The organism is Microvirga terrae, assembly GCF_013307435.2.
In the GTDB taxonomy this organism is placed as follows: domain Bacteria; phylum Pseudomonadota; class Alphaproteobacteria; order Rhizobiales; family Beijerinckiaceae; genus Microvirga; species Microvirga terrae.
In genome coordinates, this window is record NZ_CP102845.1 from 2,001,125 (window position 1) to 2,023,831 (window position 22,707).

At 60.9% G+C, this 22,707-nt stretch carries 16 protein-coding genes and 1 tRNA gene; 10 read left to right on the forward strand and 7 right to left on the reverse strand.

The window, feature by feature from the left end; genetic code table 11:
* Positions 1-26 precede the first annotated feature (26 nt).
* The 5 genes from HPT29_RS09515 to HPT29_RS09535 form a co-directional block, all read right to left on the reverse strand.
* Complete coding sequence (locus HPT29_RS09515) at positions 27-1,199, reverse strand: isovaleryl-CoA dehydrogenase (RefSeq protein ID WP_173947497.1); 1,173 nt, start codon at positions 1,197-1,199, stop codon at positions 27-29.
* 187 nt (positions 1,200-1,386) lie between these two features.
* Complete coding sequence (locus HPT29_RS09520; protein WP_173947496.1) at positions 1,387-2,826, reverse strand: calcium-binding protein; 1,440 nt, start codon at positions 2,824-2,826, stop codon at positions 1,387-1,389.
* A gap of 141 nt (positions 2,827-2,967) precedes the next feature.
* The gene (locus HPT29_RS09525) at positions 2,968-3,873 is read right to left on the reverse strand and encodes a glycoside hydrolase family 25 protein (RefSeq protein ID WP_173947495.1); all 906 of its coding nucleotides are present in this window, start codon (positions 3,871-3,873) and stop codon (positions 2,968-2,970) included.
* A gap of 90 nt (positions 3,874-3,963) precedes the next feature.
* Positions 3,964-5,388, reverse strand: coding sequence for a magnesium transporter (gene mgtE / locus HPT29_RS09530; protein ID WP_173947494.1), 1,425 nt, complete (start codon positions 5,386-5,388; stop codon positions 3,964-3,966).
* Positions 5,389-5,610: 222 nt separating this feature from the next.
* Positions 5,611-5,695, reverse strand: a tRNA-Leu gene (locus HPT29_RS09535).
* A gap of 253 nt (positions 5,696-5,948) precedes the next feature.
* Here HPT29_RS09535 and lipB point away from each other — a divergent pair.
* The 6 genes from lipB to HPT29_RS09565 all read left to right on the forward strand — a co-directional run bounded on the left by lipB (position 5,949) and on the right by HPT29_RS09565 (position 12,678).
* Positions 5,949-6,683 (forward strand): lipoyl(octanoyl) transferase LipB, encoded by a 735-nt coding sequence (gene lipB, locus HPT29_RS09540; protein ID WP_173947493.1) that lies wholly within the window; start codon positions 5,949-5,951, stop codon positions 6,681-6,683.
* Between the two features lie 89 nt (positions 6,684-6,772).
* Entirely contained in the window at positions 6,773-7,150 is a 378-nt protein-coding gene (locus HPT29_RS09545; RefSeq protein WP_173947492.1) for a hypothetical protein, read from the forward strand.
* Positions 7,151-7,266: 116 nt separating this feature from the next.
* Entirely contained in the window at positions 7,267-8,874 is a 1,608-nt protein-coding gene (locus HPT29_RS09550; RefSeq protein ID WP_173947491.1) for a carboxyl transferase domain-containing protein, read from the forward strand.
* A 56-nt stretch (positions 8,875-8,930) separates the two neighbouring features.
* Positions 8,931-9,761: a protein-L-isoaspartate O-methyltransferase family protein gene (locus HPT29_RS09555; RefSeq protein ID WP_173947490.1), complete on the forward strand. Its 831-nt coding sequence runs from the start codon at positions 8,931-8,933 to the stop codon at positions 9,759-9,761.
* A 357-nt stretch (positions 9,762-10,118) separates the two neighbouring features.
* Entirely contained in the window at positions 10,119-11,849 is a 1,731-nt protein-coding gene (ilvD, locus tag HPT29_RS09560) for a dihydroxy-acid dehydratase (RefSeq protein ID WP_173947489.1), read from the forward strand.
* Positions 11,836-12,678 (forward strand): tetratricopeptide repeat protein, encoded by an 843-nt coding sequence (locus HPT29_RS09565; protein WP_173947488.1) that lies wholly within the window; start codon positions 11,836-11,838, stop codon positions 12,676-12,678. Before ilvD ends, HPT29_RS09565 begins: the two co-directional genes overlap by 14 nt.
* Before the next feature lie 32 nt (positions 12,679-12,710).
* On the opposite strand, the gene xth is transcribed toward HPT29_RS09565, so the two are convergent.
* Entirely contained in the window at positions 12,711-13,496 is a 786-nt protein-coding gene (gene xth, locus HPT29_RS09570; protein ID WP_173947487.1) for an exodeoxyribonuclease III, read from the reverse strand.
* A gap of 723 nt (positions 13,497-14,219) precedes the next feature.
* Here xth and HPT29_RS28815 point away from each other — a divergent pair.
* The 4 genes from HPT29_RS28815 to HPT29_RS09585 all read left to right on the forward strand — a co-directional run bounded on the left by HPT29_RS28815 (position 14,220) and on the right by HPT29_RS09585 (position 18,787).
* On the forward strand, positions 14,220-14,372 hold the full coding sequence (locus tag HPT29_RS28815) for a helix-turn-helix transcriptional regulator (protein ID WP_432807300.1): 153 nt from the start codon (positions 14,220-14,222) through the stop codon (positions 14,370-14,372).
* 138 nt (positions 14,373-14,510) lie between these two features.
* Positions 14,511-14,954, forward strand: coding sequence for a hypothetical protein (locus tag HPT29_RS09575; RefSeq protein WP_173947485.1), 444 nt, complete (start codon positions 14,511-14,513; stop codon positions 14,952-14,954).
* Positions 14,951-17,596 carry a VapE domain-containing protein gene (locus HPT29_RS09580; RefSeq protein WP_173947484.1) on the forward strand — a complete coding sequence of 882 codons (2,646 nt, stop codon included), beginning with the start codon at positions 14,951-14,953 and terminating at the stop codon, positions 17,594-17,596. The genes HPT29_RS09575 and HPT29_RS09580 overlap by 4 nt, the downstream gene beginning before the upstream one ends.
* Before the next feature lie 705 nt (positions 17,597-18,301).
* Positions 18,302-18,787 (forward strand): phage terminase small subunit-related protein, encoded by a 486-nt coding sequence (locus HPT29_RS09585; RefSeq protein WP_173947483.1) that lies wholly within the window; start codon positions 18,302-18,304, stop codon positions 18,785-18,787.
* A 402-nt stretch (positions 18,788-19,189) separates the two neighbouring features.
* On the opposite strand, the gene HPT29_RS09590 is transcribed toward HPT29_RS09585, so the two are convergent.
* On the reverse strand, positions 19,190-22,687 hold the full coding sequence (locus HPT29_RS09590) for a DEAD/DEAH box helicase (protein WP_259060528.1): 3,498 nt from the start codon (positions 22,685-22,687) through the stop codon (positions 19,190-19,192).
* Positions 22,688-22,707: the final 20 nt, after the last annotated feature.

The window sequence follows — 22,707 nt, forward strand, 5'->3', positions numbered from 1 at the left end:
CTGGCGTGCCGTCGAAAGGGAGCCGCTCATGCGGTCTTGGCGAACAGCTCGCGGCCGATCAGCATGCGGCGGATCTCGCTGGTGCCGGCGCCGATCTCATAGAGCTTCGCGTCGCGCAGCAGACGACCGGTCGGATAATCGTTGATGTAGCCGTTGCCGCCGAGAAGCTGGATCGCATCGAGCGCCATTCTGGTGGCGTTCTCGGCCGCATAGAGGATCGCGCCGGCCGCGTCCTCGCGAGTGGTCTCGCCCCGGTCGCAGGCTTTGGCCACCGCATAGACATAGGCCTTCGCGGCGTTCATGGTCACGTACATGTCGGCGACTTTGCCCTGCACGAGCTGGAACTCGCCGATGGCCTGTCCGAACTGCTTGCGCTCGTGGATGTAGGGGAGGACCACATCCATGCAAGCTTGCATAATGCCCGTGGAGCCGGCCGCCAGAACGGCGCGCTCGTAATCGAGGCCCGACATGAGCACGTTGACCCCCCGGCCGACCTCACCGAGCACGTTCTCCGCGGGCACCTCGCAATCCTCGAACACCAGCTCGCAGGTGTCCGAGCCGCGCATGCCGAGCTTGTCGAGCTTCTGGTGGGTGGAGAAACCCTTGAAGTCCTTCTCGATCAGGAAGGCCGTCATGCCGCGCGGGCCGGCCGCCGGATCGGTCTTGGCATAGACCACCAGGGTGTCGGCCGTCGGGCCGTTGGTGATCCACATCTTGTTACCATTGAGCACGTAGCGGTCGCCGCGCTTCTCGGCGCGGGTGCGCATGGAGACCACGTCGGAGCCCGAGCCCGGCTCGGACATGGCGAGCGCACCGAGATGCTCGCCGGAGATCAGCTTCGGCAGGTAACGGCGCTTCTGCGCCTCGCTGCCGTTGCGGCGGATCTGGTTGACGCAGAGGTTCGAATGGGCCCCGTAGGACAGGCCGACGGAAGCGGACGCCCGGGAGATCTCCTCCATGGCGATCACATGCTCGAGATAGCCGAGCCCGGCCCCGCCGTACTCCTCTTCGACCGTGATCCCGTGCAGGCCGAGCTCGCCCATCTGGGGCCAGAGGTCGCGCGGAAACTGGTTCGTGCGGTCGATCTCCTCCGCCCGCGGGGCGATCCTCTCCTGGGCGAAGTCGCGCACGGTCTCGCGGATGGCATCGGCGGTTTCGCCGAGATCGAAATTGAAGCCCTTGGCGGCGTTCGGCAGCATCGTGTCCTCCCTGTTCCATTCGTCGACTCGCAAGAGTACGCGATGGATCGATTTTCTGATCCATCATTTTGGTCAGCAATGCTGCCCTTATCAAGCGGGAAGGCGGAGAAATTTGGCTGAACGGCGACAAACGGAAACTCCCCAGCCTAGGGCCGGGGAGTTTCGAGGGTTGGTTCCTGTCTGTCGGTCAGAGAACGAAGTCGGTGAGCTTGAGGAGTTCCGGCTTGTTCTTGATCTGGATCTGGAACTCTGCGGCCGCATCCTTGTCCGTGTTGCCGGAGAGGATGCCCTTCTTGGCATCGTAATGAAGCTGCCCGGCCTTGGTGAACGGCTTCTTGCCCGTCAGAAGCGCCTTGAAGGCGTTGTTGCCGGCAACCTTTGTGTTGGCGTCGATGCCACTGAGGTCGATGGTGTCGACGCCATGCTCGAAGTTGACGATGATGTCCCGATCTTTTCCAAGACCCGCTTTATTCACGCTCGAGAAGATGAACACGTCAGCTTCCGAAGATCCGGCGAGAACGTTGCGCCCTCCATCGGCTCTCAAAATATGCTCCTCTGCCTTGGAAGGATCGTCTTGTGAGCTTTGCGACTCGGTATTGTGAGGTTTGGGATCCACCTCATGTGACGTGTCTGCCGAGTTGTCAGCCGGATCGTTCTTCTGGATCTCCTCCAAAATCTCGGCACGAGACCAGTTGCGACCTGGGATCGACCAGTCCTTCTCGTATCCTCCGAGCCACAGATCCTCGATCAAGCCCTTTGCGGTGCCGGGAGCTTCCGAGAAATAATTCTTGATTGTCAGCTTGCTGTTACGAGTTGATGTGATGCAGAGATCGTCGCCGGTGCGATCGAATTTCGAGACGATATAAGCGACGAGGGCTCTGTCATTCCCACCCTCGTCGAACAAAATGTCCGTGCCGCCGGTTTCTTCCATCTTGTAAAAATCGTCTCCGGTGCCGCCTTGGAGAATGTTGTCGCCGCGACTGCCCAGAAGCGTGTCGTTGCCTGCACCACCCAGCAAGGTGTCATTAGCGAAATAGCTGTGGAGGTAATCGTTCCCGAGCCCGCCATCCAGCAGGGTGGGAAGCCCCGTCGGATCGGCGTAAAGGAACTCGTCTTCCATGGAGGGCCACGATTGCTGCAGGGCGTTCAAGACATCGCCCATCTGCCATGTGACGCTTTCTTCGAACGGAGAGTAGGAGTTGAACCTCAGGGCCTCAATATGGCCACCATTCCCACCCGTGACGAAATAGTTTCGGACCGTCACAGTGAAGGCGGAAAAGACGAGGTAGAGATCGTTGCCCGAAGGATCGGCCGCGCCTCCTGCGCCAACCCGATAGACGCCCTTCAGCGTGTAGGGAGCGAAGTCGATTGTATCCGTGCCGCCGACGTCGTTGATCAGATACGTACTGGCGCTGCTTGTCAGCACATATTGATCGTCGCCCAATCCGCCTTCGAGAGTATGGTTGCCGACGGAGGCGACGAGGATATCGTTGCCGGCTCCCGCCCGCAGAAGATCATTGCCGATATAGGCCTCCAGGACATCGTTGCCATTGGTGCCGTCGATAATGTCATTGCCTGTGGTGGGACGAGGGGTCGTCGGATCTGGGGGTGGGATATGAAAGGGCATGTCGAGCTCCAGAAGTCTCAAGCTGCGACAACTAAGCAGTGTTATAATATAACGTCAACCGATCTCACTGCTGAACCTGGGATAATCTACCCAGATCGATTTGGGTAGGTTTCTCTACGCGTAAGGCTGTCTAGGCTAAAGTTACTCCGTAACTTCAGCGCTCGCCGTCTGGACTGCATCCATGGTGCGGCAGACGCCCTGCTGGCTCAGGCGGCTGTGGTCGCGGGGGTCGCAGGCGCTCTGGACGAACATGCGCCACTGGTTCTCCGTGCCGTAGAAGGTGTTGCGGTCCACGTCGCCCCTCACGCCGGGCACCCGGCCCGTGGTCGTGAACTGCCAGAAGGTCCAGCGGCGGTTGTTGTAGCGCACGTGGGGCTCGGCGGCCGTGCTGCGGATCCAGTAGGGGTAGTCGTTGTACTCGCCTTCCAGAATTTCCTTATGGAAGGTGATGTCGGTATAGATGATCGGCCGCTTGCCCGTATGGGCTTCCATCTCGCGCAGCATCACGTCGATCATGGCGAGCGCCTGTGCGCGCGGAACCTTCTTCGGGCAGTTCACCGATTGCCCGTTCCACTCCACGTCGAGGACCGGCGGGAGGGCATCGGGATCCTGGGGCACGTTGCGCTTGAACCAGGCCGCCTGCTCGTGGGCAGGGCGGCACCAGTACACGAAATGATAGGCGCCGCGCGGAACGCCCGCTCTCCTGGCGGCCTGCCAGTTCTCGTGGAACTTGCTGTCGATGTGGTCGCCGCCCTCGGTCGCCTTGATGAAGGCGAACTGCGTGCCGGCCTGGCGCAGGGCCGCCCAGTCGACATCGCCCTGCCACTTGGAGATGTCGACCCCGTGGATCGGAAGCCGGTGAGCGGTCGCGACGCCGTCGTGCGGGCGGGCATCGCCCTTGGTCGGGTAGCGGCTCGACGAGGGCATGATCGCGCAGGAGGCGAGCCCCAGGGCGACGACGGCGAGCGCGCTGAACCGAGCAGCCTGGACGAATGTCTTCAGGCCGGAACTCTTGGAGCGGCTGGAGGAGCGGCGGCGAGTCTTCATCGGTTCAACTGTATTGTACGCAGGACTGGAGCACACCAGAGATGACGCAAGAGCGTTAACAGGCCCTTACGACAGCGCTGCGAAACAAGCTTACAGGTGAAACCAGGCCGTTGCGATACCCAAAAAGGCGAAGAAGCCGACGATGTCCGTGATGCTGGTGACGAACGGCCCTGACGATACGGCAGGGTCGACGCCGAACCGGTTGAGCGTGAGCGGCACGAAGATTCCCCCGAGCGCCGCGAAGATCAGGACCGTGATGAGGGCGAGGCCGATGACGAAGCCGAGCTGCCAGGATTGGAACCAGAGCCCCGCGAGGCTTCCCAGGATGACGGCGAAGACCAGCCCGTTGAGCAGGCCGACCGTCGCCTCGCGGCGGATGATGCGCCAGGCGTTGGACCGGCCGAGCTCGCGGGTGGCGAGGGCCCTGACGGCGACCGTCATGGTCTGGGTGCCGGCATTGCCGCCCATGGATGCCACGATGGGCATGAGGATGGCGAGCGCCACCATCCGCTCGAGCGAGCCCTCGAAGAGCCGGATCACGCTCGCGGCCAGGAAGGCGGTGCACATGTTGGCGAACAGCCAGGGGAACCGGCTCCGCTGGATGTAGAAGACCGTGTCGGAGAGCTCCTCGTCCGATTTCACGCCACCGAGCTGCTTGATGTCGGCGTCGGCCTCTTCCTCGAGCACGTCGACGATGTCGTCGACCAGGATCACGCCGACGAGCCGGCCGGCCTCGTCGACCACGGCTGCCGACACCAGGTTGTAGCGCTCGAACAGGCGCGCCACCTCCTCCTGGTGCTCCGTGGCCTCCACCCGGTCGGGCTCGGCGTTCATGATGTCCTGGATCGTGACCGGGCGCTTGGAGCGCAGAAGCCGGTCCAGAGGCACCGATCCGAGCAGGTGCGCGGCCGGGTCGATCACGAAGATCTCGTAGAAGGTCTCCGGCAGATCCTCGGTCTCGCGCATGAAGTCGATGGTCTGCCCCACCGTCCAGAAGGGCGGCACGGCGATGAACTCGGTCTGCATGCGCCGCCCGGCGCTGTCTTCCGGATAGTCGAGGGACCGTTGCAGCGCGACGCGCTCGATCGCCGGAAGCTGATCGAGAACCTCGGCCTTCTCCTCCTCGGGGAGACTTTCGAGAATGGTGATGGCATCGTCGGAATCGAGGTCGCGCACGCCCTCCGCGACGGTCGCGGTCTCGAGCTCCTCCAGGATCTCCTCGCGGACCGCCTCGTCCACCTCGGTCAGGGCGGCGAAGTCGAAGGACGTCCCGAGAAGCTCGATAAGGCGAGGGCGCTGGTCCGGCTCGAGAGCTTCGAGAAGATCGCCCAGTTCGGATTCGTGGAAGTCCTCGACGAGCTTCTGCAGGCGCTCGACCTCTGACGCCTCGATGGCGTCGGCGGCGGCGGCCAGGAATTCCGGATTGAGCTCACCTTCCTCATCCCTGAAGGCCAGGGATTCGGGTTCAGGCCCATCGGGCTTCGGGAGCGGCGTCTTGTCTTCGACTTCCAGCATCAGCCGTCCTCTGAAGGTGGGTTGCCGCCTTTTAGGTGCGCGGGCGGGCCCATGCAATGCGCCTAAAAGACTTTCTCGAAGAATCGCTTGGCGGTTGATCCCGGACGCTTGTTTCAGGAGCGTATGACGATGGTTCGACCGCCTGCGGCGGCGACCTCCCTGGCCAACAAAAAAGGCCCCGGAAAGGGGCCTTTTCGTCTTCGACACGAGCGTGCCGAAAGTTGGTGCGGTCAAGAGGACTCGAACCTCCACGGGTCTCCCCGCTACCACCTCAAGGTAGTGCGTCTACCAATTCCGCCATGACCGCGAACTCGGTTTCAGGAGTGGTTTTCCTGAAGAGGTGGCCGCTCTAGCAGATCGATCGGGACGCTGCAACCCCCTCCGTGGAGCTTGCGGCGATTGATCAAAGCGAATGTCTCGCCTGCGAAGGGCGCTATAGGCGATAAGCGTCTGTCACGACTATATAAGCGCGAGTTTCACGAGGAGCGCGGAACCGACGCGTGTTCCTTCAAGGGCCGGAGCGATCCTGCTCCGCGGCCCGCTGGATTTTAGGTGAACCGGTGTCGAACCTGCGAGACAGCCTGACCGTTCAGTTCCATGCCGAAAGCGGCTCCGAACCCGTGGAGTGGCTGATCACGGACGGCCTGACGGCTTATGAGGAGGCCGTCGCCTTCATGGAGGCCCGCGCCGAGGCGATCGCGGCAGGCGAGGCCCGGGAGCTGGTGTGGCTCGTGGAGCACCCCCCGCTCTATACGGCCGGAACCTCGGCCAAGGCGGCGGATCTCGTCGATCCGGACCGCTTCCCGGTGCATCAGACGGGCCGGGGGGGGCAATACACCTATCACGGCCCCGGACAGCGGGTCGCCTACGTGATGCTCGATCTCAAGCGGCGGGCACCCGACCTGCGCCGCTACGTGACGGCTCTCGAAGCCTGGCTGATCGCCACGCTCGACGCCTTCAACATCCGAGGCGAGCGGCGGGAGGACCGGGTCGGCGTCTGGGTGCGGCGGCCGGACAAGGGCGAGACCGCCGAGGACAAGATCGCCGCCATCGGAATCCGGGTCCGACGCTGGGCCACGTTCCACGGCATCAGCCTCAACGTGGAGCCGGATCTGTCGCATTTCTCCGGCATCGTTCCCTGCGGGGTCACGGAGCACGGGGTCACCAGCCTCGTGGACCTCGGCATCCCGGTGACGATGCCAGAGGTCGATGCTGCGATGCGCCGGACCTTCGAGGAGGTTTTCGGGCCGACCGAGCGGGTCGAGACACCGTTGCTCTCGCGCCACGGCGTCTAGGATTTTCACACAGGATACGGCAAGGCTTCTCCCCAAGGCCGCTTCATGCTCTAAGCTGGAGCAAACGGCTGATCATTGGCGGAACTTCCATGCAACGTGTCCTTCTCGCTTCCCTCGTCGCTCTGGCCGCCTCGGCCTGTGCCGTCAGGCCCGAACCCACGGAGCTCGTCAAGATCGTCGATTCGCCGGCCGACGTGCGGGTCTGCACCCGTCTCGGCGAGGTCAGCCCTGTCACGCCGACCGGGCCGGGAACCCACCGGCCGGTCAATATCGGCTTCGGCGTCACCCTCGGCCGATCGACCTTCGGCTACGCGACCGAGGACATGCTCCAGGCGACCGTCGCGCTCGGCGGCACGCATCTCTACCTGCAGCAGGTCGCCCACGACTGGTCGCTCGTGCGCGGCATCGCCTACCGGTGCGGTCCCGGCGTTGTGCGCCAGGAGACGGTCATTCGTGCGAAAGGCTGACGCGACGGCCTGCTGAAGCCAGTTGCGCGGACTCCCCGGTTCTAGGTACTGACGTCTTTGGTCTCACGGCTCAATGTCGCTGACAGACCGAAGAACAAGACCGAGGGAGACCCGCCGTGCCTGTCATTGCCACCTCTGCCGACCTGACCTCGGACGCCGCACGGGCGAACCGTGACGCATGGGCAGAGCTCGCCCAGGATCTCCAGGCCAAGCGGCAGGCCGTGGCCGAAGGCGGCCCCGCCAAGGCCCGGGAGCGGCACCTCGCCCGCGGCAAGCTCCTGCCGCGCGAGCGTGTGATGCGCCTCCTCGACCCGGGCGCGCCGTTCCTGGAACTCGGCTCGCTCGCCGCGCACGGCATGTACGAGGATGCGATCCACGGGGCCGGCATCATCACCGGCATCGGGCGCGTCGAAGGCCGCGAGGTCATGATCGTGTGCAACGATTCGACGATCAAGGGCGGCACCTATTACCCGATGACGGTGAAGAAGCATCTGCGCGCCCAGGACGTGGCGCGCGAGAACCGGCTGCCCTGCCTCTATCTGGTCGATTCCGGCGGCGCGAACCTGCCGCATCAGACCGAGGTGTTCCCGGACCGGGAGCATTTCGGCCGCATCTTCTACAACCAGGCGACCCTGTCGTCCCTGGGCATCCCGCAGATCGCCTGCGTCATGGGCTCATGCACGGCGGGCGGCGCCTATGTGCCGGCCATGTCGGACGAGACGATCATCGTGCGCCGCCAGGGCACGATCTTCCTCGGCGGGCCGCCTCTCGTGAAGGCGGCGACCGGCGAGGTCGTGTCCGCCGAGGATCTCGGCGGCGCGGACGTTCACGCCCGTCTCTCCGGTGTGGCGGATCATTACGCCACGGACGACGTGCATGCGCTCGCCATCGCGCGCCGCATCGTCGGCACGCTCAATACCCGCAAGAGCATCGATATCGATCTCGCGGAGCCGGTGGAGCCGAAATATGCCATCGACGATCTCGATGCGATCGTGCCCACCGACCTCAAGAAGCAGTACGACATCCGCGAGGTGATCGCGCGCCTCGTCGATGGCTCCGAGTTCGACGAGTTCAAGCGGCTTTACGGCACGACGCTCGTCACGGGGTTCGCGCGGATCTGGGGCATCCCGGTCGGGATCATCGCCAACAACGGCATCCTGTTCTCCGAAAGCGCCCAGAAAGGTGCGCATTTCATCGAGCTGTGCTGCCAGCGGCGCATCCCGCTGCTCTTCCTGCAGAACATCTCCGGCTTCATGGTCGGGCGCCAGTACGAAGCGGGCGGCATCGCCAAGGACGGGGCGAAGCTCGTCACGGCGGTGGCCTGCGCCCAGGTGCCGAAGATCACGCTGCTGGTCGGCGGCTCGTTCGGCGCCGGCAATTACGGCATGTGCGGCCGCGCCTATTCCCCGCGCTTCCTGTTCACCTGGCCGAATTCGCGCATCTCGGTGATGGGCGGCGAGCAGGCGGCGAGCGTGCTGGCGACCGTGCGTCGCGACAACTTCGAAGCCGAGGGCAAAGCCTGGAGCACGGACGAGGAAGAAGCCTTCAAGGCGCCGATCCGCGACAAGTACGAGAAGGAGGGCTCGCCCTATTACGCGACCGCTCGCCTCTGGGACGACGGCATCATCCTCCCGTCGGAAACCCGCCGGGTGCTCGCCCTGGCGTTCTCGGCCGCCCTGAACGCGCCCGTCCCGGAGACGAAGTTCGGCGTCTTCAGGATGTAGCGGATCAGGGCCTTAGCCGCGTGGAACCGGAGCGGCCCGAAACGGATTTCTCGGGCATGCCCCAGGAAGAGTCCGACAGGTATCGCAGGGCTTATGCCGCGCGGGTCGCCCGGATGGCGGATGTCCGGGACGCCCGCATCGAGGCGTCCTTTGCGGCCGTTCCACGGGAGGCTTTTCTGCCGCCGGCGCCGTGGACCATCATCACCATGGGCGTCGCCACCCAGACCTCCGAGCTCGCCGAGATCTACGACAATGTCCTCGTGGCGATCGACCTCGAACGGGGCATCAACAACGGCGAGCCCGCCCTGCATGCCGCCTGGCTCGATGCGGTCGGCCCGGGACCAGGCGAGACCGTGATTCATGTCGGTGCCGGCACAGGCTATTACACGGCGATCCTGGCGCAGCTCGTTTCACCGGATGGGCGTGTCGACGCCTTCGAGTACGAGCCGGACCTCGCCGCCGAGGCGGCGCGGAACCTGAGCGCCTGTTCCAATGCGTCCGTTCATGCCGCGTCCGCCTTCGGCCGGGTTCTGCCGAAAGCGGATGTCATCTACGTCAATGCCGGCGTCATCGCGCCCGACGTCGAGTGGCTCAAGGCGCTGAACCCGGGCGGCCGCCTGATCTTCCCCTGGCAGCCGCACAAGGGCTGGGGGCCGGCCGTCCTGGTGACGCGGCACGAGACGGGGTTGTCTGCTCGGGCGCTTATGACCGTCGGCTTCATCTCCTGCAGCGGCACGACGGAGCGGATCTCGGTCCGACGGCTGCCGACCGAGTCCGACGTCGCGGCCATCCGATCCGTCTGGATCAGGAACGAGCGCCCGCCCGATTCGAGCGCAGTCGCGGTCTACGACGACGTCTGGTTCTCGTCCGAGAAAATCGACCACTGAGGGAAGCGGATCGCACGCGAGGAAGGGCCCTAGTAGGGCAGAAGCCGCGTGGGACAAGCGGAATTCTGTCCCAAAATTGTTGCGGCCGAGCAACACCCTCAAACCTTCAACATCTTGCCTCTGTTGGCCCAAGCTCCGCCGCGATGCCGCCATAAACCAAGCGCTACACCTAGGGCAGGTTAAAGTGCTTCAAAACCAAAGCTTTACGGTACGATACCTGGGGCAGATCCTGGATTAAGACTGTTAGCGGATCCTTCGGAAGGATCGTTGCATCGGTGGCGTGGCACGTGGCAGATCACGGGAATTCCAAAGCCCTTGGATTTCCTTGTGAGAACCGGGTGGAAAAGAGTGCGGACCATGGATGCGCGGGTGATCGACAAGTCGAAGCTGCCGAGCCGTCACGTGACGGTGGGGCCCGCTCGCGCGCCGCATCGCTCCTATCTCTATGCCATGGGTCTGACCAAAGAGCAGATTGCCCAGCCGCTCGTGGGCGTCGCAACGTGCTGGAACGAGGCTGCTCCCTGCAACATCTCCCTCATGCGCCAGGCCCAGGCCGTGAAGAAGGGCGTGGCGGCCGCCAACGGCACGCCGCGCGAGTTCTGCACCATCACGGTGACAGACGGCATCGCCATGGGCCATCAGGGCATGAAGGCGTCGCTCCCGTCCCGCGAGGTGATCGCGGATTCGGTCGAGCTGACCATGCGCGGCCATTCCTACGACGCGCTCGTCGGCATGGCGGGCTGCGACAAGTCCCTGCCGGGCATGATGATGGCGATGGTGCGCCTCAACGTGCCGTCGATCTTCATCTACGGCGGATCTATTCTTCCGGGCTCCTTCCGCGGCCGTCAGGTGACCGTGCAGGACCTCTTCGAGGCGGTGGGCAAATACTCGGTCGGCGAGATGTCGGACGAGGATCTCACCGAGCTCGAGCAGGTGGCCTGCCCGTCGGCCGGCGCCTGCGGGGCCCAGTTCACCGCCAACACCATGGCGACCGTGTCCGAGGCCATGGGCCTTGCCCTGCCGTATTCCGCCGGCGCACCGGCGCCTTACGAGATCCGCGACCGGTTCTGCGCAGCAGCCGGCGAGCAGATCATGGATCTCATCGCCCGGAACATCCGGCCGCGCGATATCGTGACCCGCAAGTCCCTGGAGAATGCCGCCACCGTGGTGGCGGCCTCGGGCGGTTCAACCAACGCGGCCCTGCACCTTCCCGCCATCGCCCATGAGGCCGGCATCAAGTTCGACCTGTTCGACGTGGCCGAGATCTTCAAGCGCACGCCCTATATCGCGGATCTGAAGCCCGGCGGACGCTATGTCGCCAAGGATCTGTTCGAGGTCGGCGGCATCCCGCTGCTCATGAAGACGTTGCTCGATCACGGCTTCATGCACGGCGACTGCATGACCGTGACCGGCCGCACCATGGCCGAGAACCTGGCATCCGTGAAATGGAACCACGATCAGGACGTGGTCTATCCGGCGAACACGCCGATCACGCCGACCGGCGGCGTCGTGGGGCTCAAGGGCAACCTCGCTCCCGAAGGCGCCATCGTGAAGGTGGCCGGCATGGCGACCGACAAGCAGGTGTTCCGCGGCCCGGCCCGCTGCTTCGACGGCGAGGAGGCCTGCTTCGAGGCCGTCTCGACGCGCCAGTACAAGGAAGGCGAGGTCCTGGTGATCCGCTACGAGGGCCCCCGCGGCGGTCCCGGCATGCGCGAGATGCTGTCGACCACGGCAGCCCTCTACGGCCAGGGCATGGGCGACAAGGTCGCCCTTATCACCGACGGACGCTTCTCCGGCGCGACCCGCGGCTTCTGCATCGGCCATGTGGGCCCGGAAGCGGCGATCGGAGGTCCGATCGGCCTGATCCGGGACGGCGACATCATCGCCATCGACGCCATCAAGGGCACCATCGACGTGGAGCTTTCCGACGAGGAACTGGCCCAGCGCCGGTCCGAATGGAAGCCGCGCGAGACGAGCGCCACCTCGGGCTATCTCTGGAAATACGCGCAAACAGTGGGTCCGGCGCGGGATGGGGCGGTCACCCATCCGGGCGGAGCCGCAGAAAAAGAAACCTATGCGGACGTTTAAACTCATCGCAGCCACCTTGTGGGTGGCCACTCTCGGGGCCGGCGCGGCTTATGCCCTCGATGCCGCGCCGCGTCCGCAACCGCTCACGCCTGCCTTGTCCCCGGCGCTCGCTCCGGCGACCAAGTACGGCTCGGTCCGCGATGCGCTGCGCAGCGGCATGCGTGACTACAATGCCGGCGACAAGATCGGGGCCGTGCACGCGCTCGAATATGCGGCGGGCCAGGGCCATTCGCTGGCGCTCTGGAAGCTCGGCCGGATGTATGCCGACGGCGACGGCGTCGAGCACGACGACCTGAAAGCCTTCGAGTACTTCTCCCGGCTCGCCGACCAGCATGCGGACGAGAGCCCCGATTCTCCGAACGCGGCGGTGGTCTCCAGCGCATTCGTGGCGCTCGGGACTTATTTCCTGGATGGCATCAAGGACTCCTATGTGATGTCCAATCCGGAGCGCGCCGTCGAGATGTTCAGCTACGCGGCGTCCTATTTCAGCGACTCCAACGCGCAGTACAATCTCGCCCGCCTCTACCTGGAGGGGACGGGTGTCCGGAAGGACGCCCGCCATGCCGCCCGCTGGTTCAACTTGGCGGCCGAGAAGGGGCACACCGCCTCGCAGGCGCTCTTGGGCCATCTGCTGATGACCGGACAGGGCGTGCCGCGCCAGCGAGCCAAGGGCCTCATGTGGCTCACGCTGGCGCGCGAAGCCTCGACCGATACGGCCAAGGATCAGTGGATCGTCTCGCTTTACGATGACGCCTTCGCGGCAGCCGACGACAGCGACCGCAAGCTGGCCCTGGCCCTGCTGGAGCAGTACATCCAGTCGCGCCGATAGATGACCGGCGATCCTGTATCGCCGGTCAACCGCTACTCGATATCCAGATCGACCATCACCGGAACGTGGTCGGAGGGCTTGTCCCAGCCGCGCACCTCCTTGCGGATCGACGCCGTCCTGAGCCTGTCCTGCGCCTGGGCCGAGAGCAGCAGGTGGTCGATGCGGATGCCGTTGTTACGCTGGAAGGCGCCGGCTTGATAGTCCCAGAACGAATAGAGCCCCGGCTGATCATTGCAGGCGCGCACCGCGTCCAGGAAGCCGAGATTGATCAACTCCCTGAACTTCGCCCGGCTCTCCGGCTGAAACAGGGCGTCATTGGCCCAGGCGGCCGGGTCGAGGGCGTCCTTTGGCTCCGGAATGACGTTGTAGTCGCCGCACAGGACCAGGGGCTCCTCCAGGGCGAGAAGGGCTTTCGCGTGGGCGCGCAACCGGTCCATCCAGGCGAGCTTGTAGTCGAATTTCGGAGTGCCGACAGGATTGCCGTTCGGCAAATAGATGGACGCCACCCTCACGGCTCCGGTCGCGGTCGAGACCACGCCTTCCAGGTAGCGCGCCTGCTCGTCGCTCTCGTCTCCGGGCAGGCCGCGGCGGACATCCTCGAGCGGACGCTTCGACAGGATCGCGACGCCGTTATAGGCCTTCTGACCGTGGGTGACGACGTTGTAGCCCAGCGCCTCGACTTCCGCGCGCGGGAAGGCCTCGTCCACGCATTTCAGCTCCTGAAGGCAGACCACGTCCGGGTCGGCGCTCTTCACGAAGGTTGCGAGGTGATCCAGCCTCTGCTTGATGGAGTTCACATTCCAGGTGGCAATTTTCATCTGTCGGCTATCCCGTTGCGTTCATTGATGAAATTTTATGGCATCGGGCAGCGTTACCACTGTCATTACCCGCATTTTTGCGCCGTTACCGCTTGTTCACGGTGTGGCTCGGCACATACTTGGCGGGAAAAGTTGAACGGCGCAAGCAGCGGATAGCATCATTAGCAGCAGCCGCGAAAATCGTATTTCTGAAAAACTTTCTAATACCGTCTCGCTCCTTCCTCGTGTGCCGAGACCCGAATTGCTTTCAGCGGCAATGGAAATCGCGTGGCTTGCTCAAAAATGAGCAATCAAGTAACTGATGTATAAGGGAAAAATATGTTGCGGCCTCGCTCCCAACGACGATACCATTTGCATCAAGGATAGGTCGAACTTGAGCTGTTGAACCCATTGGCCGGTAACAATCGCAGGCGGTGGCGAGCGTAAGTCGCATTACGCGGGTTCTCCAGGCCCTATCCTACCGCCATCGCCTGCACCTCAGCCCCGTAGGAAGGGCTTCCTGGAGATACTTTATGAAACGTTACATCGATGAAATGCGCAGCCTCACGCCTGCTGAGCTGCTGGTGGTGGTGTTCACTCCGTTATCCGGCATGGCGCTCTCAGCAGCATTTTTTTTCGGGTGAACCGTCTCACGATGATTCGTCGTGATGACAGACTCACCAAGAACCCAAAGAGTCGGGAGGAAGTATGAAAGAGTACGTGTTGTTCCCGGAAGTAATGGAAATGCTGAGATGTTCACGAGCAACTTTGTATCGTGAGATCAAGGATGGTCTGTTTCCAAGGCCATTCAAGCTGACACGCAATAAAAACGCGTGGCGTAGGGACGATGTGAAGAAGGCCATTGAGCAACGCCGTATGGCTACGAACGGGCAATAAAAAACCCGCTGGCGGGCGGGTTTCTATAGGTGGCGTGAACCACTGTACTACTCAAATTTGATAAGAGAATAGTACATGTACGACCGAAACTGGTCAAGGTTCGCTCCAGAAAATGATTAATCTTTTTTGAGAGCACTTATGAGCAATAAATACTCAACTCTGCACCGTGGCGCGATCATTGCTGCGCTAGACCGTTTCAATGCCAACGCTGGGGATGCGAGTACCGCGTTCGACGATGATTTCCCTATCCACGTGCTCCAATCATTCGGCGTTCCGCTGATTGAGGTGTGCCCAATCTCATGGATCTCTGCCGGGCGTAGTGTTGCCGGTGTAAACCCGCAGGCTGATATCCTCCGCCTGCATGGCATGCCGACTTTTCGGCGCATCTATGCCGTAGGTGTGACACCTGGCAGTATTCCTCGTAGCGGTGAGGGGTGCGCAATCCTCGACTTCTCTGCTGACGGGCAGACCGTTCACTTTTCTCCAGAGCGCGGCTCTGAACCGGTTGAGATGCCGCTGGGCGACGCCCTCGACGCGGTTGTTGACCTGTTCGAGACTCGTTTCGGTGAGGTGGCAGCATGAGCGCTACCCAACTGGCAGAAAAAGCCAGCCTCTCTGAAACCATCGAAGCGTTCCGTGCTGCCATGGCGGAGCAGGGCATCGAAACAAGCGATGAGATTGTGGCTGATGGACACCTTCACCGTGTCCATGCCGAAGGCGATCGCAAGGGGGCACGCAACGCTTGGTACTGCCTGCATTTTGATGAGCGCCCAGCTGGCACGTTCGGCTGCAATAAGCGCCACGGCGACCACAAATTTCAGTGGCAGGCAGACAGGAAAGCCACCCCGTGGACGCCAGAAGAGCGTAAGGCCTGGGCTGAACGCGTAGCGCGCGAGCGCGCTGAGAAGGATGCTGCCGAAAAGGCGCGCCACGAAGCCGCTGCTGCTGCTGCCAACCAGCTCTGGGACGCCTCCGCCGAAGCTACGGAAGATCACCCTTACCTGAAAGCCAAGGGCGTGAAAGCTCATGGCCTGCGCGTCGGGAAATGGGAGAAAGTCAACAAGGCCACCGGCGAGGTGCGCCACATCAGCGACAACGCGCTCCTGATCCCTGTTTGTGATCGTCAGCGCAAAATCCACTCCCTGCAGGCGATTTTCCCGTCCAAGCTGAAGAGTATGGGCGACCGCAACAAGGATTACCTTGTTGGCGGCGCGAAGCGCGGACTGTTCCACACCATCGGCAGCAAGCCCATCATGCACGACGGCGCGCCCGTCTTCGTGCTCAGCGAGGGCTATGCCACTGGCGCCAGCATTCACGAATGCACTGGACACCTGACTCTGGTCTGCTTCGACGCAGGCAACCTGCCAGTAGTAGCGCAGGCCATCCATGATCGCTTCCAAGCCCTCAAGAAGCCTGTCGTCATTATTCTCGCGGCTGATAATGACCGCTGGACGACCCAGCCTGTCGAGAATCCTGGCGTTTACCATGCGAAGGCTGCCGCGAGGGCGGTTAATGGTCTGCTGGTGGTGCCGGACTTCAAGAGTCTTGAGGGGAACCCGACCGACTTCAACGATCTGCACCTGCGCCAAGGCGCGGCGGCCGTGGCGAAGGCGTTTGAGGAGACGCTGAACCCTAGAGCGGAGCTGGTGCAGAACGAGATCGCTGTTGCCGATAATGATAACAATGTTGCGATCCCTGACAACCTGGGAATGCCTTTTCGCTGTGTTGGGACAGCTGGACAGTATTACGCGTTTTGGCGTGAAGATACTCGCGGGATCGTTCTGCTGAAGCCGAGTGAACTCGGAAAAGACCATGGACTGTTCCAGCTCGCTTCACTCCAGCGCTGGGAGGCGTGGGCGCTGGATAGCGGCCTGAAGGAATATCGAGCCGCTGCCGCGAACTGGCTGATCCAAACGTCGATGGAAATCGGCTTCTTCAAACCAGAACTGGCTTGCATTGAGGATACCGACTACGTCCGCCGCCAGATGTGCCTGGCGCAGCTCCGGGTGCGCGCAACCGCCTCGACATTGGCGGATCTGATGCAGGGTAACTCCCTCTGGTCCGGCGTGTTTTGGTACGATGAGTTCTCAGGGAAGATTCGCGTCGAGCGCGAAACGCCGTGGGGTGAACTGCCCTCAGAGTGGCGCGATGAGCATGACGATATGCTGGCAGCATGGGCTGAGGCGCAGTTCGGCGTGGCGGTTGGTGCCAACGTCGCGGCTGAGGCCGTGCAACTGCTGGCAATGCGAGACCGCCGAGACCCGGTCGTGGAGTACCTCCAGTCACTGGAGTGGGACGGCGTTCCGCGCATTGATACTTGGTTGCTTCGCCTGGCCGGGGCGCAGGACACGCTTTTCAACCGCGCAGCAGGTAAGCGCACGCTCATCGCTGGGGTTGCCAGGGCATTTAATCCGGGCTGCAAACATGACCCGGCGCTGGTGCTGGAGGGGCCGCAGGGGCTTCGCAAATCTTCATTGGTTCGCGCTCTGGCGCCCAATGGAGAGTGGTTCACTGACCGTCTGGATGGCGAGGTTGGCAGCAAGGACTCCATGCAGTCTCTCGCCGGTCGCTGGATCGTTGAACTCGCCGAGATGACCGGTATGACCCGCGGCGAGGTGAAAGCGATCAAGGGCTTTATGGCATCCGGAGACGACAAATACCGTCCATCATACGGGCGCAGGACTGTGTCGCATCCGCGCCGCTGTATTTTCATCGGGACCATCAACCCGGAGGGCGACGGCTCTTATCTGACGGATACTACTGGCGGGCGTCGCTTCTGGCCGGTCAAGTGTACCCAGATTGACCTTGAAACAGCGAAGGCCGAACGCGACCAGTTATGGGCTGAAGCCGTGACGCTTTACCAGCGTGGCGAGCAATGGTGGCTTACCGACGAGGAAGAGGCCGAGGCCAAAGAGGTGCAGAGAGATCGCACCGTGGATAACCCGTGGGTGGTGCGCGTAGGCAAGTTCCTGTCTCACAACCCGCCTGCGTTTACGGGTGGTGAGTGGGGCTCGCCGCGTCTCTACGCTCCGACTTACCTGTCCACCAGTGACATCTTCGAGGCGTTCACCGGGCGCACGATGATGGCCAAAGATATCACCGAGAGCAAACTCATCGCATCCGCGTTAACCGAATGCGGCTGGAAATCAGAGCGAGTGCGAGTCGACGGGCGCCGGTTTCGAGCATGGGTGAAGGTGGACGCAGAGGACGAACTGCCGATCTAATGACTGGGCACAGTGGCGCTGTCGACAGAGAGCAAAGAACAACCCGCTTCGGCGGGTTTTTTGTTACCTGGCGGTTTCCGCCAGTTTTCGGAGGCTACGAGCCACGATGCGAGGCCTTTGCGCTGACCAATCTGTTGGGACACTGGGACACTTGGGACACTTCTTTTTCGTTTATATTTATCGCCTTTTCATGCGGGAGCAGGCGAAGCACCACGATATTGCTCAAATACAATGAAGCGGGTGGGACGCTGGGACACTACTCCTATTTCTAGTGTCCCAGAGCGAAGTCTGTAAGTGTCTGATTTATATCAGAGTATTAGTTAATGGGACGCTGGGACACTTGGGACACTAATATTTATAAAAAACTTATCTCATGTGAGCTGAGTAGTAAGGCACCTCACATGCACCTTATGTTACGCGCATAGAGAAAAAATGTTTTGCAGGAGGCGTTTTAACGTCCCAAGCGTCCCAACAGTGATTTTTTACTTTTGATTCAAAGATTTAGGTTGGGACACTACCCAAATTGTATAAAATTGCAGCGTCCCAGCCCCGCTAAGGGTTCAAAGAACGTATCATTGGTGCATAAAGCGAGGGAAATCCGCATTCTGTCGCGCCCGCGTATTTTTTACCCCGCCTGAAAATTGAGGCTAACCGACAGGGCGTGACGCTACTCTGTCGGAAAGAACGACAATTGAGGGCTTACCTATGGCGGACAAAAAGGCGCTCCGCGCCACCGCAAAAACGCTTTATGAGGCTGGTCGTGGGACGATCAAGCAGATCGCCGCGGAGATTGGTGTTAGCAGCCGCACCGTAGAACGCTGGAGCGCTGCAGATGGATGGGTCCGGGTGACGGCTACCCCAGAGCTGAGTGAACGCGCGCATCGCGTTGCCTCCAGACTGGCGGAGATTCCTGAGGACGCAAAACCGGAAGAGCGGGGGAGGGCCGTGGAGGCGATTACTGAGCAGCAGGCCGTCGACGAGCGCGCCGAGCTGCTGGTTCGGCACCGGCGTGAATGGCAGGTATCTCGCGCGCTGCTGGCTGAGGCTGTTCGTGAGCGCTCCACCGATAAGGCAAAAATGGCGAAGGTGGTGGCTGAAACAACCTCTATCACGCAAAAGGGCGAGCGCCTGGCGTGGGGGCTGGATACCGATGCTGGCACGAAAGTGCAGGTAGTCATCGAGCGCGAATAAACCAGACGACATCCTGCCGCCAGCGACGCTATCATGCTCGAAAATGATACCCGATAAATGGGGGCGGCGATGAAAGTTACGGCATCGATCCTGGCGCTTATAGCAGCAATAGGGGCTTCAGAAGCCAATGGGTACATTGGGTACTGTTACTCGATAAACAATCCCGATTTGCGTGCGATGTGCCGAGCGAAACAGCATCATGAGCCGGGCTACTGCTACAGCATCCAGCAATCGGATGTGCGGGCGCAGTGCTTAGCGGAAACTCCTCGCAGGTAGTTACAACATACATTTGGGGTATCGGGCAATCGCAGCAGCTCTCTGCGCACGGCAGAGAGATGACTCTCGACGTGAAGTAGGGACCAATAACCTCAAGCGATAAATATCCTTTTAGCTGATGCAAAATTACACGTGCCGCAAGTAAGCCTCGCCTACAACTGTGCTGTCTGCCACGTCTAACTCAAAACTATACGATGCTGGGGTTCGTGGCCAATCCGACGGCTTCGCACTTCGAGCGACCGTGTAGCCGGCAGGATCAATCCATGTAAGCCCCTCGTCTACGTCGATAGGCGCAACCGTCATCTGAGACTTACGATAATTTTCTGCGGGGCGTTCGAGGCGGGCTCTTATGATGAACTGTCTTATAGCACTTAGTTCGGGCGTAGACACCCGCTGAGCCTGTGCCCAGTCGCGGATTGCCCGTGGATCCAATGCGTCGTTGGGATCAATGTCTGCTGCCAAGCCAGCGTAGTAGTACTGCGCAGCTTCTTCGGCTCCCGCTCTGTCTATCGCATCGCCGCGCGCAAGAAGGAATGCCGCTACTGGATCGAGTGTGCCCCAGGTAAGGAGCTCCTTTAACCAGAATGCAATCCAAGGAAGACCGCTTCGCGGCCAGTCGCTTATTTCGAGGGCCTTTATGGGCTGAGACCCATCAGTACTGTCAAGCAGCAAGCCTATAATGCTACCAAGCCCCCAACTCCCGCGATATATGAAGTTTTGCGAAACGAAATCAAACCAAGTTGTGATCTCATTGGGTCGCGGACCCCTCGCTAAGCTCGCTTTAGCCAGCCACCACTGGAGTAACTTACGCCATTCAGTGAAGTTGCGTCGTCTTCCCAGTTTTGTAGAGATTCTGAATGATGGCACATGCGACAGAGTTTCTAGAACATCGGCCACGAATGAAAGGCGCTCCTCCGTACTCCAACGAATATATATTGAACCTTCTCCCAGCTTAGAGCGAAGTGAATCCTGTATTGTTAGTAAGCTGCTGGCGGATCTGGGCGATAGACTTGTCTTGTAAATTCGGCGCCGCTGTGCCGCATCTGGGTATTGCTGTTTAATTGCCCGACCACGAGCCAGCCAGTAACGCCCTAAGCGATCTTCCTCAGTTGCAGCAGCGAATGCATAAGTCTTTTGCCAAACTCTGGTAAGCTCTGCCTCTATCAGCTCCGGTTCGAGGTGGCGGAGGCGAAGTTCCTCGATCTCTTGAACGGCGGCAATTAGGAAGCCATCGAGCGTATCCAAATACGCTTGGGCCTCCGGAAGTTCTCCATCCGAGGAAGGCGAGACAGCAGTCTGCTCTAGCCATCGCTGGAATGCATCCTGATCTGCGCTGCCTGTGAGGGCGGACCATGCGTCCTCAAGCGAGCGCAGAAGAAGGGATAGCGGGCTTGATGCTTGGTCCTGTGGCAGACCTTCGCCCGTTGCGGTCGCTGTCAGTTCAATTTGACTGACTAAACTCTCGTATCCTGCCCATTCGCGATTATAAACCGGTTGAACGCGCCCACCACCTACACGTCGCATTTGACGTTCCGGCAGAACCACGAGCGCAATACCCTCAGTTGATACTCCTGGGCGACCAGCTCGGCCCACAAGGTTTGTGAATTCTTGAAGGCTCAACGGCGTATTGCTGCGGTGAACGCTTGGAATCAAGAGGTAGTTGACAGGAGTGTTCACGCCTTCGGAAAGGGTTGAAGTTGCAATCACGACTCGGATGTAACCTTTGTCGATCACAACTTTGAGGCGCCTAGCAAGCAACGCAGGCATCTTACCATGGTGTACAGCGATGCCGCGGCTTAGGAGCCTGTATTCAACTGACTCGGTCGAAAAATAATCAGCTGCGCTCGCCAAGCAGCGTGTCCACGCTTCATCAGCTCCATTGAAATTTCGAAAGTTAGGCAGCGAGTTTTCCGGCCAGCTCTCCAGTAGATCGGCACAAGTGGAGGAGAATGCCTCGACCTGTTGCGTTAGTGATATCAGAACTGAAGGACGACTTCCGTCGGGCCGCTCGGCTGCGAGTTGAAGCGCTGCCCATAGAGTAGGCCCGCGCATTCGGACCTCGGGGCCGGCAGTTGCGTCGATTCCGCCAGGGGGAGCGGGAAACGGATGTCTTACGTAAGGTGTATCAGCTCCTCGCTCGTCATCAAAGCGGAGGGAGTGCCCATCCATCAGGTTATAGTGAATGCTATAGTTGCCGGACGGGCTAACTTCTAAGCGACCGAGCATCTGCCGAGTGCTGCGGTAGGACGATGTGGTCGGGAGTGAGTGACGATCTCCGCCTATCCAGCGTGCCAACGCAGGTGCTGCCCGTGCTGCCACAGCTGAGAGTCCTATGATGCGAAACTGATAATCCTCTCGGGCGCGGAGAAGTCGCGAGCCAAGTTGTTCAAGCCGAAAGGCTCTTGAGCTTCCATCCTGTAGTCCGCCTCTGAAGGACTCATTCTGCTCTACCATATGAGCCTCATCAATCACGACGAGCCGCACCCGGTCTAAGAACATTACTCCGAGGTAACGGATCAGGGCATCTGCCTTTTCGAACGTGCAGATAACAATGGTCGCGCGATCCGATTGTACCCAAGCATCGGTAGGACCCCAATCTGTCCCACCATACAGGCCAGTGACGACTACAGGCTCCGCTGCGATGCCCTTTAGATCTTGAGCAAGACGAGCTTCTACTTCGGCGGCAAGTGCCCGTGACGTGACTATGTAGAGTACCAAATTTCCTGGAGCGAGACCTTCAAGGCCTGATCCTAAACCTTCGAGCTGGATAGATGTGTCGCGTTGTTCTGCAAATAGGCCTTGGACAATTCCGAGTGTGGCGACTGTTGTCTTCCCTGAGCCTGTTGGAGTGCAAAGGACGAATGACGTATTCGACCTTAAACGTTCGATTCCTGCTGCCTGAGCCGGCCATACTAGGGACCGGCGGTTCACGAATGCGGAGCGAGCAAACTGAACCAGTGCGTCGCCTGCCGCAGAGCTTGAAACTTCACGTAAGCTGTCAATCAGTGGCCATATACTTGAGGTGATATAGCGTCTGCTTGCCAGCGCAGTGAGCTTCGCGAGTAGGTAGGAGTAAGGGTCCCGACTGTGGAGGAACCCCGCTGCTAGCCGATCAATCTTCTGTAGGGCGCGCTCGTTGACCCCATCCGAGCCAGTCCGTAAATAGCTGCAGATCGTCCCGATGCACATTACGACATGGCGGGCTGCCTGAATTGTAAGGTCGGACTCGTCGATTTCTCTTGCGACCTCACGGGCACGGTCTTGTTGCCAATAGATGCTTATGGCTTCTAATACGGCTGGAAAATTAGCTCTTAGATATTCCCGAAGGATAGTCGAATATTGTTCTCCATCGGGCATATTGCGTAACTGGCCGAGAGCCATCGCAGGATAGCCGGCAAGTTGATAGGCTGCTGCGGATAATAGTCGTAGCGGTGCCGCACGCGGCTGTAACCGAGGCTGCGAGAGCCACTCTAGGATCTCTGCCGCACGCTTTAGTCCATCGCGCCACTCGCCGTCCGGGTCGTCTTCCAGTTCGATCAATGCACATTCGACAAGGAGCATTGCCTCATCTAGGTATATTTCGACATCGGTTTCTCTGAAGGATGAGAGGCCGTCGCTTCCCATGTCTAGGCGCAGTCGATGGC